Source organism: Pigmentiphaga litoralis (genome assembly GCF_048632615.1).
In the GTDB taxonomy this organism is placed as follows: Bacteria; Pseudomonadota; Gammaproteobacteria; order Burkholderiales; family Burkholderiaceae_B; genus Pigmentiphaga; species Pigmentiphaga litoralis_B.
Genome location: NZ_CP184479.1, coordinates 1,960,714 through 1,973,756 on the forward strand (window position 1 = coordinate 1,960,714; position 13,043 = coordinate 1,973,756).

10 protein-coding genes and 1 pseudogene are annotated in these 13,043 nt (G+C 66.0%); 1 reads left to right on the top strand and 10 read right to left on the bottom strand.

What is annotated here, in order from left to right; genetic code table 11:
• Window positions 1–78: 78 nt before the first annotated feature.
• Window positions 79–1,905, top strand: coding sequence for an EAL domain-containing protein (locus tag ACNANG_RS08570; protein ID WP_420226841.1), 1,827 nt, complete (start codon window positions 79–81; stop codon window positions 1,903–1,905).
• A gap of 96 nt (window positions 1,906–2,001) precedes the next feature.
• On the opposite strand, the pseudogene hutG reads toward ACNANG_RS08570, so the two are convergent.
• The 10 genes and pseudogenes from hutG to ACNANG_RS08620 all read right to left on the bottom strand — a co-directional run bounded on the left by hutG (window position 2,002) and on the right by ACNANG_RS08620 (window position 12,896).
• A pseudogene (hutG, locus tag ACNANG_RS08575) lies at window positions 2,002–2,825 on the bottom strand (N-formylglutamate deformylase).
• 2 nt (window positions 2,826–2,827) lie between these two features.
• Window positions 2,828–4,228 carry a formimidoylglutamate deiminase gene (locus ACNANG_RS08580; RefSeq protein WP_420226842.1) on the bottom strand — a complete coding sequence of 467 codons (1,401 nt, stop codon included), beginning with the start codon at window positions 4,226–4,228 and terminating at the stop codon, window positions 2,828–2,830.
• Entirely contained in the window at window positions 4,225–5,559 is a 1,335-nt protein-coding gene (hutI, locus tag ACNANG_RS08585) for an imidazolonepropionase (protein WP_420227489.1), read from the bottom strand. Before hutI ends, ACNANG_RS08580 begins: the two co-directional genes overlap by 4 nt.
• A 95-nt stretch (window positions 5,560–5,654) precedes the next feature.
• On the bottom strand, window positions 5,655–6,251 hold the full coding sequence (locus tag ACNANG_RS08590; RefSeq protein ID WP_420226843.1) for a HutD family protein: 597 nt from the start codon (window positions 6,249–6,251) through the stop codon (window positions 5,655–5,657).
• A gap of 154 nt (window positions 6,252–6,405) precedes the next feature.
• The gene (gene hutU / locus ACNANG_RS08595) at window positions 6,406–8,127 is read right to left on the bottom strand and encodes a urocanate hydratase (RefSeq protein ID WP_420226844.1); all 1,722 of its coding nucleotides are present in this window, start codon (window positions 8,125–8,127) and stop codon (window positions 6,406–6,408) included.
• A 176-nt stretch (window positions 8,128–8,303) separates the two neighbouring features.
• Complete coding sequence (locus tag ACNANG_RS08600; RefSeq protein ID WP_420226845.1) at window positions 8,304–9,008, bottom strand: ABC transporter ATP-binding protein; 705 nt, start codon at window positions 9,006–9,008, stop codon at window positions 8,304–8,306.
• Window positions 9,001–9,963 carry an ABC transporter ATP-binding protein gene (locus ACNANG_RS08605; protein ID WP_420226846.1) on the bottom strand — a complete coding sequence of 321 codons (963 nt, stop codon included), beginning with the start codon at window positions 9,961–9,963 and terminating at the stop codon, window positions 9,001–9,003. The genes ACNANG_RS08600 and ACNANG_RS08605 overlap by 8 nt, the downstream gene beginning before the upstream one ends.
• Window positions 9,960–10,811, bottom strand: a complete 852-nt coding sequence (locus tag ACNANG_RS08610; protein ID WP_420226847.1) for a branched-chain amino acid ABC transporter permease — start codon at window positions 10,809–10,811, stop codon at window positions 9,960–9,962. Before ACNANG_RS08610 ends, ACNANG_RS08605 begins: the two co-directional genes overlap by 4 nt.
• A gap of 11 nt (window positions 10,812–10,822) precedes the next feature.
• Complete coding sequence (locus ACNANG_RS08615; protein ID WP_420226848.1) at window positions 10,823–11,686, bottom strand: branched-chain amino acid ABC transporter permease; 864 nt, start codon at window positions 11,684–11,686, stop codon at window positions 10,823–10,825.
• Between the two features lie 52 nt (window positions 11,687–11,738).
• Window positions 11,739–12,896, bottom strand: a complete 1,158-nt coding sequence (locus tag ACNANG_RS08620; RefSeq protein ID WP_420226849.1) for an ABC transporter substrate-binding protein — start codon at window positions 12,894–12,896, stop codon at window positions 11,739–11,741.
• Window positions 12,897–13,043: the final 147 nt, after the last annotated feature.

Genomic DNA, 13,043 nt, shown 5'->3' on the forward strand with positions numbered 1-13,043 from the left:
CGCGGCCGTCACGCGCCCTTCACATTGCGGACGGATACTGCCGCACCTTTCACTCCCGCGTCCCGCCGCCGTGCACCCATGACTGCTCTTCGAGCGACCCCTGCCGGGAACTGGCAGTCGGTGGAGGATGTGCCCTGGACGCTGGCGCGCGTGCTGGCAGATAACGCCCTGCATCCGGTGTTCCAGCCCATCGTGCGCCTGGCCGACGGCGCCGTCACCGCCCATGAAGCTCTGATCCGCGGCCCGGCGGGCACGCCGCTGCAGATGCCCGACGCCATGTTCGCGGCCGCGCGGGCGGAAGGCCTGCTGATCGAACTGGAGATCGCCTGTGTGCGGGCCGGCATCCTGGCCTGGTCGCGGCAGGCCATGAAAGGCAAGCTGTTCGTGAACATCAGCGGCGCGGCGCTGGTGGAAGCCCTCGCGCGGCACGATGTGCCCGACCTGCTGCGGGTGCTGCGGGGCATCCGGGTGTCGCCGGAATCGCTGGTGTTCGAGCTGACCGAGCACGATCGCGTGGCCGACATGCCTGCCCTGCTGGCTGCGGTGGCTCGCCTGCGGGCGTGCGGGGTGCAGATCGCGCTGGATGATTTTGGCGATGGCTGTTCCAGCTTGCGGCTGTGGACGGAGGTCAAACCCAACATCGTCAAGATCGACAAATTCTTTGCGCGCGACATTGGCGACCACGGCGAAAAGGTGCAGATGCTGGACGCCTTGCTCCGCCTGGCGGCCAGCCTGGGCACGACGGTGATCGTCGAAGGCATCGAGACCGACGTGGAACTGCGGGTGATCCGCGACCTGGGCGTGGCCTATGGCCAGGGCTATTTCTTTGGGCGGCCCGCGCCGCTCGGGGTGCGCGCGATCGACGCCGACGCCCGCCGCGAACTGGACAGCACCGAGATCGCGGTGCTGCCGGAAGTGGGCCGGGCGGTGCATTCGGACTTTCGGGTCGAACGCATGCTGATGCGCGCGCCGGCCGTGTCGCCCGACACGTCGCACCAGACCGTGGCGGTCATGTTCCAGGCCGACGAATCGCTGCAATCGATCGCCATCGTGGAAGACGGCGCACCGGTCGGCATGCTCAATCGCGAACGGTTCTTCGACCAGTACGCCAAGCCGTATTTCAAGGAGCTGTACGGCCGCAAGCCATGCACGCTGTTCGCCCACATGTCGCCGCTGACACTGGATCGGTATACCGGCATCGACACGCTGACGCAGGTGCTGACGTCGGAAGACCAGCGCTACCTGACCGAAGGCTTCATCATTACCGAAGGCGGGAAGTACCTGGGCGTCAGCACCGGCGAACAGCTGGTGCGCGCCGTGACCGAGATCCGCATCGAAGCCGCGCGCCATGCCAACCCGCTGACCTTCCTGCCCGGCAACATTCCGATCAGCCAGCACATTGCGCGATTGCTTGCGAGTGGCAACGACTTTGTCGCCTGCTACGGCGACCTCAATCACTTCAAGCCTTTCAACGACCACTACGGCTACTGGCAGGGCGATGAAATGATCCGGCTGGTGGCCAGCGTGTTCGTGGCGCACTGCGACGCGCGCCGCGATTTTGTCGGCCACGTGGGTGGCGATGACTTCGTGGTGGTGTTCCAAAGCCAGGACTGGGCTACGCGCTGCGCCGGCATCATCGATGATTTCAACGGCAAGGCACGTTCGCTGTTCGATGCCGAGGCCCTGGCGCGCGGCGGCATCGAAGCGGAAGACCGCGACGGCATGATGCGCTTCTTTGGCTTTACCACGCTGTCGATTGGCGCGGTGCGGGTACGTGGCGGGCAGTACACACAACCCGAGCAGGTCGCGTCGGCTGCCGCGCTGGCCAAGCACAAGGCCAAGCTGGCCACGCGCGGGCTGTACCTGGAGGAAGACGGGGCGCTGCGCGAGGCTCCGCCGCGGTAGGCCACGGGCAGGGCATGCGCGCGAGGCGGATCGCCTGCCGCAGACCGATTGCCGCAGGCCGCCTGTTCGGGCCGCGGCCCGCTTCCAACGATGGCCTCAGCGTGTCTTGGCGCGCTCGACGTAATCGAGCACGGTTTCCAGCATCCGGCGCAGCGTGGGCTGGACCTTGCTGGCCACGTCGGGCAAGTAGTCGAACGGCAGCGCTTCCTGCATGTAGCTCGACTGCGTCATTTCCAGCTGGATGGCCTGCACGCCGTCCGCGGGCTGGCCGTACTGGCGCGTGATGTAGCCGCCGGTGAAGCGGCCATTCAGGATGGCCGTGAGCCCTGGCGCCTGCTGCGCAATGCCATAGACCGACTCGGCCAGCTCGGCGTCGCAGCTCGATCCCTTGCCGGTGCCCAGGTTCAGGTCGGGCAGCTTGCCTTCAAAAAGCGCGGCAGCACCGACCGGATCGAATGGCAATCCCACAGTGCGACCGTGCCGTGCTCGGCCTTCATGCGGGCGAGTTCTTCGGCCAGTTTGGCGTGGTACGGATACCAGATGGCGTCGCGGCGCGCGGCCACTTCGGCATCGTCGGGCGTGTCGCTGGGGTCCAGATAAATGCCGCGGTCGTCGAAATTGTCGACCGGGCACAGACCCGTCACGCTCTGTCCAGGATACAGGCTGGCGCCATCGGGCGGACGGTTCAGGTCGATCACATACCGCGAATGGGTGGCGACCAGCACCGAGGCGCCAAGGGCGTCGGCGAAGTCATACAGCCGTTCCAGATGCCAGTCGGTGTCCGGTACCTGACGCGATTCGTCGGTCAGGCGCTGGGCCAGGTCCGGCGGCACGTAGGTGCCGACATGCGGCATCGACAACAGCAGCGGGCGGGTGCCCTGGCGGAAACGGAAAGCGGGTTCAGTGGTGGTGAACGTCATGATCATTGGTCCTGAAGAAGCTGGGCGCGCGCGGCAATGAACGCCCGCGCAGCCGTGTCGTGCAAGGAATGCCGGCCGGCGGTCACGCGCGCCTGGCCGGCCCGCCAGACCTCGGCAATGGCGGAGGTGCGATGGCTGGCAAACACATGGGCCGACAGCATATCCTCTGGCGCTAGGCCTTGCAGCGCAAGGTGGGCGCTGTCCAGCACGACAAAGTCCGCCTGCTGGCCGATCGCCAATCCGGCAATGGCCCGGCCCGACGCCTGCGCGCCGCCCTGCACCGCGCCCAGGGTCAAGGCCGTCGCGACATGGCGGTGGGCGGATTCGGCGCCCACGTTGCGTTGACGGGTGGACAGCCGCTGGCCGTATTCGAGCAGAATCAGCTCTTCGGCGGCATTGACGCAGGCATGGCTGTCGGACCCCACGCCCCACACGCCGCCGTGGTCGCGCCATCGGGAAAAGTCGAAGATGCCATCGCCCAGATTGGCTTCGGTGGTCGGGCACAGGCCGGCCACCGCACCGCTGCGCGCACCGCGATCGTATTCGTCGTGGTCCATGTGCGTGGCATGCACCAGGCACCAGCGCCCGTCCACGGGCAGGTGGTCCAGCAGCCAGGCCACCGGGCGCTGGCCGCTCCAGGCCACGCAATCGTCGACTTCCTGCGTCTGTTCGGCAATGTGGATATGCAAGGGCGAGGTCGGGTCGATGCGGTCCAGGCCCGCAATGGCATCGCGCAGGCTGTCGGGCGGCACGGCGCGCAGCGAATGGGGCGCCAGGCCCAGGCGCGCACCCTGCGCATCGCACCGAGGCTTGAGTCCTTCCAGCAGCGCAAGCATCGAGTCGGTGGACCGGATGAAGCGGCGTTGGCCTTCGGCCGGCGGCTTGGCGCCAAAGCCGCTGGTCTGGTACAGCACGGGCAGCAGGGTCAAGCCGATGCCGGTTCTGTTGGCGGCCCGCAGCAGCGCCAGGCTCAGCTCCGCATCATCGGCATAGGGCTTGCCATCGGCAGCGTGGTGCACGTACTGGAATTCGCAGACGGACGTGTAGCCCGCTTCCAGCATCTCGGCATACAGCCAGGTTGCGATGGCTTCCATCTGTTCCGGGCCCAGGCGCGAGGCAAACCGGTACATCAGGGTGCGCCAGCTCCAGAAACTGTCCTGCGCCTGGCCGCGATGCTCGGTCAGGCCCGCAAACGCGCGCTGGAACGCATGCGAATGCAGGTTGGGCATCCCGGGAATGACCGGTCCGGCGGCGCGCGCAACGTTGGCGGGGGCCAGGGTGTTGGCATCGACGTGGGTCAATGCGCCCTGTTCGTCCCAGGACAGGACCACGTCCTTGGCCCAACCAGACGGCAGCAAGGCGTCCGTGGCGAACAGTTGGCGGTGGGGGACGATGACGGTCATAGAGGGGTACCCGTGGACGATGCTGCAGGGGTCGAAGAACCGGTGGCTGCCGTTGCGGTGACGCCGCCCGATGTAGCGGGCGGCCTCGGCGCCGTCACGGCAATGCGCCCCTGGCGCACCACGGTCCGCACTGGACGCTGGCCAAACCAGTAGGCCAGTTCGGCCGGGTCGCGCACGTCCCACAGCACGAAGTTGGCGGGGACGCCGACCCGCAGTTCGCCATGCGTATCCTGCAGACCCAGCGCGCGCGCGGCATGGCGGGTCACGCCGGCCAGCGCCTCGGGCACGGTCAGCCGGAACAGCGTGCAGGCCATGTTGACCATCAGCAGCAGGCTCAAGGCGGGCGACGTGCCGGGGTTGTGATCGGTGGCCACGGCCATTGGGACGCCTGCCTTGCGCAAGGCATCGATGGGCGGCAGATGGGTGTCGCGCAAGGTGTAGTACGCGCCGGGCAGCAACACCGCAACCGTGCCCGAAGCCTTCATGGCGTCGATGCCGGCCTGGGACAGGTGCTCGATGTGGTCGCACGACAGCGCGCCGTATTTTGCGGCCAAGGCGGTGCCGCCCATGTCCGACAGTTGTTCGGCATGCAGCTTGACCGGCAAGCCCAGGGCCTGCGCCGCCTTGAAGACCTGCTCGGTTTCTTCAAGGGAAAACGCGATGCGCTCGCAGAACACATCCACCGCATCGACCAGTCCTTCGGCGGCCAGGGCGGGCAGCATGTCGTTGCACACCGCATCGATATAGTCGCCGCTGCGGCCGGCGTATTCCGGCGGCAAGGCGTGCGCGCCCAGAAAGGTCGTGCGCACCGTCACGTGGTGGGCGTCCGCAAGCCGGCGCGCCACCCGCAATTGCTTGCGTTCGTGTTCCAGCGACAGGCCGTAGCCCGATTTGACTTCAATGGCGCAGACGCCCTCGGCCAGCAAGGATTGCAGGCGGTGCGAGGCGCTGGCAAACAGTTCGTCTTCAGACGCTTCCCGCGTGGCTTTGACGGACGACACGATGCCACCGCCCGCCTTGGCAATGTCTTCGTAGCTGGCGCCGGCCAGCCGCATCGCAAATTCATTCGCGCGCTGGCCGCCATAGACCAGATGGGTGTGGCAGTCGACCAGGCCCGGCGTGACCAGCGCGCCATGCCCATCGTGACGGGGCAGCATGGCGTAATCACCAGGCAGATTGGCCGGTGAGCCCATCCACGCAATCATGCCGTCCTGGACAACGATGACGGCGTCCGACGTGTCCGTGCCGGCTGCCACGCGCAGCCGGGTCCAGACGCCGTCGGCGGAAGCGGGGCTCTGTGACGGTGCAGGGGTGATCGTTGCGTCCGTCATCGTTGCATCCTTCAACGAGTCGCCCGAACTTGAGCCGCCCTGCTCGCCTGTTCCACCCATTGCATTCTTGATCATGCTCACGTCCTTTTGCTGTTCTACCGCGGCATTGCCTGTCGCGGTTCGATGCGCACCGCGATCATGGCGGCGTCATCACCCCGCGGCGTCAGGCGCGCGCCAAACGGCGTATCCGCCCACCATACGCCCTCCCCGGCTTTCAAGGGGCGCGACGCGTCGTCGCTTTCCGCCGTCCATTCGCCGGCAACCGCCAGCAACAGGCCATGCGGCGCGGGCGCCAGGGTATGCGCCGCACGCAGCACGCGGCACTGCGACGCCAGCCGGTCCGCGCGCACCATGACGTTGAAGTCAGTGGACGTGCCGCCCAGCAGATCGCAGTCCAGCGCCGTGCCGCCGTCGAAATCAAAAGGCGCCAGCGGGGTGTCCAGCCTGTGGTCGATCGCGGCCTGCGCCGACCGCAGCCGCACGCCGCAGCCTTCCAGCAGCATGATGGTGCGCGCGACGCCTGGAAACGCCGAAAACGGACCTGGCCGGTCGATGGTCGCGATACTGACGCGCCAGTCGAACGCATCCATGCCCGCGCCCGGCGGCTGGCACACGATTTCGCGCGTGGACCCGCCCCCGTTCTTCCAGGGCATGGACAGCAGATGTTCAACGGCGAAGCGCTGCACCGTCATGGCGCCACCGCCATGCAGGTGCGGGGGTCGCCGCCGTCGATGATCCGGTAGTCGCCGCCATGGATGCTTCCGTGGCCGCCCCCATGGACGCTCGGGCAGTCGCCGCCATGGATGATCGGGTGGCCACCGCCACGCAGGTTTCAGTCGCCGCCATTCACTTGATCATCGGCAGGTTCAGCTTCTGCTTCCGGGCCGTGTCGATGGCCTGCTGATAGCCGGCATCGGCATGGCGCATCACGCCCGAACCGCTGTCGTTGACCAGCACGCGCGCCAGGCGCTTGGCCGCTTCATCGGATCCATCGGCCACGATCACCATGCCCGAGTGTTGCGAGTAACCCATGCCCACGCCGCCGCCATGATGCAGGCTGACCCAGGTCGCGCCGCCGGCGGTGTTCAACAAGGCGTTGAGCAGCGGCCAGTCCGACACGGCATCGGTGCCGTCCTTCATGGATTCGGTTTCGCGGTTCGGGCTGGCGACCGACCCGGTGTCCAGGTGGTCGCGGCCGATCACGATCGGCGCCTTCAATTCGCCGTTCCTGACCATTTCGTTGAAAGCCAGCCCGGCAAGGTGGCGTTCGCCCAGGCCCAGCCAGCAGATGCGCGCGGGCAGGCCCTGGAACGCAATCCGTTCCCGCGCCATGTCCAGCCAGCGATGCGTGTGCTTGTTCTCGGGGAACAGTTCCTTGATTTTGGCATCCGTTTTGTAGATGTCTTCCGGATCGCCCGACAGCGCCACCCAGCGGAACGGACCCTTGCCTTCGCAGAACATGGGGCGAATATAGGCCGGCACAAAGCCAGGAAAGTCGAAGGCGTTGGTCACGCCCTCGTCGAACGCGACCTGGCGGATATTGTTGCCGTAGTCAACGGTAGGCACGCCCAGCGCCTGGAAGTCCAGCATGGCCTGCACGTGCACGGCGCACGATTGCGCGGCGGCCTTGGTCAGGCGGACGTGCTGCGATGGGTCCTGTTGCGCGGCCTTCCATTCGGCCACCGACCAGCCTGCCGGCAGATAGCCGTTGATCAGGTCATGGGCGGACGTCTGGTCCGTCACGATATCGGGGACGATCTGGCCCGCCTTTGCGCGCTTGACCAGTTCGGGCAGGACTTCGGCGGCGTTGCCGAGCAGCGCGATCGACACGGCTTCCTTGGCTGCCGTGTGCTGCGTGATCAGCGCGATCGCATCGTCGATGTCCTTGGCCTGCTTGTCGACATAGCGGGTGCGCAGGCGGAAGTCGATACTGCTCTGCTGACATTCGATGTTGAGCGACACGGCGCCGGCCAGCGTCGCAGCCAGCGGCTGCGCGCCGCCCATGCCGCCCAGGCCCGCTGTCAGGATCCAGCGGCCGGCCAGGTCGTTGTTGAAGTGCTGGCGGCCCGCTTCCACAAAGGTTTCGAAGGTGCCTTGCACGATGCCCTGGCTGCCGATGTAGATCCAGCTGCCCGCCGTCATCTGGCCGTACATGAACAGGCCCTTGCGATCCAGTTCATTGAAGTGTTCCCAGTTCGCCCACTTAGGTACCAGGTTCGAATTGGCGATCAGCACGCGCGGCGCGTTGGGGTGCGTCTTGAACACGCCCACCGGCTTGCCCGACTGGATCAGCAGGGATTCGTCGTTTTCCAGGTCGCGCAGCGACGCCAGGATCTGGTCGAAGCACGCCCAGTCGCGCGCCGCGCGGCCAATGCCGCCATACACCACCAGGCTCTGCGGATTCTCGGCCACTTCGGGGTCGAGATTGTTCTGGATCATGCGGTAGGCGGCCTCGGTCAGCCAGCTCTTGCACGTCAGCTCGGTGCCACGCGGTGCGCGGATGACGCGCGTCGGGTCCACACGGGGATCTTGCAGAACGGAAGTTTCGGTTGAAGTCGTGGAGTTCATGAGGTGCTCCTGGAACAGGTACGAATAAGGAAGTGGCCGGGCGCGAATCGAGTCGGATGCCGTGTGGCCCGGTTCAAGGCAGACTTCAGGTCAATGCGGCGGCTGGAGGTGTGCCATGTGCTGCGGGTCGATGTGATGCGGTCGGTTCAATGCGGATCGGTTCAATGCGGTTCGCTTCAATGCAATCCGAGATACGCGGCTGACAGGGTGTCGTCCTGCCGGGCATCGGCGGCGCTGCCCTGCCATACGGCACGGCCGGATTCCAGCACGCAGACATCGTCTGCCACCGACAGCACGCGTTCGGTGTTCTGCTCCACCAGCAGCACGGTCATGCCATCGCTGCGCAAATGTTGCAAGGCGCTGTAGCACAGGTCGATCACTTTCGGCATCAGGCCCAGCGACAGCTCGTCGATCATGATCAGTCGCGGGCGCGCCATCAGCGCGCGCCCGATCGCCAGCATTTGCTGCTCGCCGCCCGACAGATTGCCCGCCAGCGATTTGATGCGTTCACCCAGACGGGGAAACATTGTCAGCACCCGGTCGCGATCCTGCGCATAGCCCTTGACCGGATGAATCATGCCGCCCACGCGCAGGTTGTCTTCGACCGACAAGTCCTTGAACAGACGGCGGCCTTCAGGCGAAATCGCGATGCCGCGGCGCACGCGTTCCGTTGCCGGCAGCGCGCTGACGTCCTCGCCATCGAACAGGATACTGCCGCCCTGCTGTGTCACGTGGCCGGCTATGCACATCAGGGTCGACGACTTGCCCGCGCCATTGGGGCCGATCAGCCCGGTGATGGTGCCGGGCCTGAGTGTCAGGGTCAGGTCGTGCAGCGCGTGGAAGACGCCATAGCCGCACGACAAGTTGCGAAGTTCAAGCATCAGGGGCTCCTGGCACGGTGGCGGTCGTTGCCGGTGCGGATGGGCTCGGTTGGATCGGTTGGCCCGATTGGCTAGGTCGGCTCGGTTGGCTCGATGCCGCAGCCTGCCCGCCCGCCTGACCGTCGGCCAGCGTGTCGCCGCCCAGATAGGCGCTGCGCACCGCCGGATCGTTCATGACCGCGCGGGGATCGCCTTCGGCAATCCGGCGCCCGTTGTCCAGCACGACCAGGCGTTTGCAGATGCGCATGACTTCGCCCAGATTGTGCTCGATCAGCACAATGGTCACGCCCTGCGCGTTGATATCGGCGATGGTATCGGCCAGCGAATGCGCTTCCTTGGTGTTGAGACCGGCCAGCGGTTCGTCCAGCAACAGCAGGCGCGGCGACTGGGCCAGGGCCCGCGCCATCTCCAGCCGCTTGAGCACACCCAGTGGCTGGATGGCCGGGCTTTCGTCGGCATGCCGTGCGATGCCCACCCGTTCCAGCATGACCATGGCTTGCTCGCGTTCAACGGCTTGCGACCGGTTCAGCAAGGCGCGCAGGGGCGACACGGTCTTGGCGGCGCCCGCAGCCAGTGCGACGTTGTCGATCACCGAAATGTTGCGCAGCGGCTTGACCAGCTGCTGCGACAGCGCAAGGCCCAGGCGCACACGGCGGTCGATGGACAATCCCGACAGGCTGGACCCTTCCAGCGACACGTCGCCTTCGGTAGGCCGAACCACGCCGGTGATCGACCGAAGCATGGTTGTCTTGCCCGCGCCGTTCGGCCCGATCAGCCCAAGCAGTTCGCCGGCAAATACGTCGAACGACACGCTGTCGATGGCGGTCAGTCCACCAAAGCGCACCGTCACATTGGAAACCCGGAGCAAGGGATGGCTTGTGGCCGCAGGCGTGGCAGCGATCACCCCGTTCGCCGTCGCGGTGGTTCCCGTCGTGTTCATTGCAGTCCCGCTCATGACGGCTCCTTCTTCATCGCGTTGCGCATCCTGCGGACCAGGGCTGCCATCCCGCCGGGCGAAAAGCGCATCATCAGGAACAGCAGGCCGCCGTACACCAGCAGCTTGTAGTCGCCAATGAACTGGAACCACTCGGGCAATATCGACAGCAGCGCAGCGGCCACCGTCACGCCCGCCACCGACCCGATGCCGCCCACCACCACCATCGACAGCACGGTGATCGACTCCACGAAACCAAAGCTGTCGGGGCCAATGAAGTGCAGGTGCTGCGAATACAGGGCGCCCGCCATGCCGGCCAGCGCGGTCCCGATCGCAAAGGCCGCCAGCTTGTAGCGCGGCACGTCCATGCCCAGCACCCGCATGGTGTCTTCGTCTTCGGCAATGCCGTTGAACACCCGGCCCATCCAGGACGCCCGCACGTAAACACTCAGCGCGGCAACCGCCACACACAGCCCCAGCACCAGCAGCATGAAGCCCGTGCGCGACAGGCCCGATTCCGGAAAGCCCGACAGGCCCATCTCACCGCCCAGCCAGCCCTGCTTGCGTACGATGCCGACGAACAGGAAACCGACACCCATGGTGGTGATGGCCAGGAAGTCGGCCCGCACCCGCAGGCTGGCGAAGCCGACCACGACGCCCACCAGACCCGCCAGCAGCATGGACGCCGGCAGCGTCACCAGGAAAGGCACGCCCGCTTGCGTCAGCAGCACCGACACATAGGCGCCCACCCCCAGGAAGGCGGCATGACCCAGACTGATCTGCCCGCAAAAGCCGGTGATCATGTTCAAGGACAGTGCGAACAGGACCGCAATGCCCATGCTGGTCAGGAGCGAAATTTCATATTCCATTTCGGTCTCCCTTAGCGTTTCGCGAACAGCCCTTGGGGCCGCAGCATCAGGACGAAGATCAGGAAGGCGAAGGCGATCGCATTGCGATCCAGCACGTTGCCCAGATAGATGGTGCCGTAGGCTTCGACCACGCCCAACACCAGCGCCGCCAGCAAGGTGCCGCGCACGGAACCCAGCCCGCCCAGCACGATGATGGCCAGCGCCTTGTACGAGGGCACGCTGCCCATGGTCGGCTCCACCAGATTGTTCAGCAGCGCCACCCATACGCCCGCGAAACCGGCCAGTGCCGATCCCACGAAGAAGTTCAGGTCACGCACGGTCTTGAGACGGATTCCGAACGACTCCGCCATCTTGGGATCCGACACCGTGGCCTGGCAGGCCACACCAATGCGCGTGCGCATCTGCAGCCAGCCCAGCAGGCCGATGATCAGGGCCGCGCTCACCATCACGGCAAGCTCGGCTTGCTTGAATTGCAGGCCGCCCGGCAGGACCACCTGGCCTTGCAGGAACGGCGTCACGAACGACATGCCCGACGCGCCGAAAATCAGGCGAAAGGTTTCTTCGGCCGCCACGAACAGGCCGATCGACGCAATCAAGGCCACGAATGGCGGTTGCGACAGCAGCGGCTGATAGGCCAGCCGGAACATGGCGACCCCGGCCACGCCACTGGCCAGCATGGCCGCGGCAAACCCGAGCAGCGGCATGCCGGTCGCGTTGCAGACCAGCACGCCCACGTATGCGCCCAGGGTGAACAGCGCGGCGTGGGCGACGTGCAGGATACGCAGCAGGCCGTAGACCAGAGTCAGGCCCAAAGCGACCAGGGCATAGATACTGCCCTGCACAAGGCCCTGGGCGGCAAGTTCCAACAGGAGCATGAAGAGTCCGTTCGTGGATGAAAAAGTACAGCGGACGGGGGCGCCGCCAGCCTCAGTTGCCCGCCTTGGTCGGCGGCGCGAGCAGGACCGGGTCCGAAATCACCGAATGGCGATGGAAGGCCTTGTCCTTCACGATCTGGACCTGAATGTCCTTCTTCACTTCATGCAGATCGTTGAACGACAGCTGGCCGATCGGCGTGTCGTACTTGCCTGCGGCAATCGCGTCGCGCAGCGCCTCGCCGCCCTTGCCGCCGGTCTTGGTCAGGCCGTCGATCACCACCTGCACGGCGGTGTACGACGAGGCGCCCACCATGTCGGCGCCAAAGTTGGCGGACTTGCGGAATTCGGTCAGGAAGGCCTTGGTGGCCGGTGCGGTCGAATCGCGGTCCAGCGACGTCGTGATCAGCGTGCCTTCGGACGCGGGGCCGGCGATTTCCATGAACTTCTCGGAGTCATACCCTTCCTGGCCGATGACCGGCGCGGTGATGCCCGCGGCGCGGATCTGGCTGACCAGCGGGCCTGCCGTGAAGAAGTAACCCGACGCATAGATCACGTCGGGGTTGTCGCTCTTGAGCTTGCTGACCAGCGCGCCGAACTGGCGGTCCTGCATGCCGTAGTCGTATTCGGCAACGATCTTGAAGTCGAACTTGGGCGCGGCTTCCTTGAAGCCTGCGGCCAGGGCCTGACCGAAGTCGTTGTTGATGCTGACCAGCGCCACGCGCTTCTTGCCCAGTTCGCTGACCAGCTTGGCGCCAGCGCGGCCCTGCACTTCGCCCATGGCCGACACGCGGAACATGAAGTCGCCTGCGCGGGTGATGTCCGGGTGGATCGCATAGGCCACCACGTACGGGACCTTGCCGCGCTGGAAGATCGATGCGGCGGCGCGGGTCGAACCGGAATACGAACCCGACACGGCGGCAACCACCTTGTCACGCTCGACCAGCTTGGTCGCGGCCGGCACTGCGTCTTTCGCGGCGCCCTGGTCGTCATACACCACCAGTTCCAACTTCTCGCCCTTGACACCGCCCTTGGCGTTGGCCTGGGCGATCGCCAGCTTGGCGCCTTCCAGCGCCGACTTGCCGTCCGCCGCGGCAAAGCCGGTCAGCGGCACGTTGAAACCGATCTTGATATCGGCGTGGGCGGGCAGCGCGGCGCCGGTGGCCAGTGCTGCCAACACCAGGGCCAGCGAGGTGTGCTTGAAGTGGGACATGGACGATCTCCTGCGGATAGGGTGGCCGTGGCTGACTCGGCAGCACACGCTGAACATGACTATGCCTGTATATACAAGTCAGCTCAACCCAAATTCGGCGGGGTTTTCCATTAGACGAATGCGTCCATGGAACACGCGCACCGCCGT